The sequence below is a fragment of the Psychrobacter sp. 16-MNA-CIBAN-0192 genome (assembly GCF_040309565.1).
GTDB lineage: Bacteria > Pseudomonadota > Gammaproteobacteria > Pseudomonadales > Moraxellaceae > Psychrobacter.
Window position 1 is genome coordinate 1 of the sequence record NZ_JBEOOX010000343.1, and the last position, 264, is coordinate 264.

The window sequence follows — 264 nt, forward strand, 5'->3', positions numbered from 1 at the left end:
CATTGAACGTTATCTTGAATTACTTGATGAAGCCGATAAAGAGCAAGCTAACGTCACAAAAATTAAAGCCACAAAAGAGAGACTAGCTGACTTTCGCAGCCAGTTAAAAAAACTATACGAGATTAAAGAACAAGTTGAAGCTCATCCTGATAAGCAAATATCCACTACTGATCCTGATTCACGTTTAATGAAAACTCAAGGTTTTACAAGAGTTGTGAGTTATAACGTACAAAGTGCGGTTGATACCAAGCATCACCTCATAGT

General features: G+C 36.7%; 1 pseudogene. It reads left to right on the forward strand.

The features are described from left to right. Window positions 1-264 (forward strand): annotated as a pseudogene (locus tag AAEY78_RS13510) (IS5/IS1182 family transposase); the annotation flags it as partial.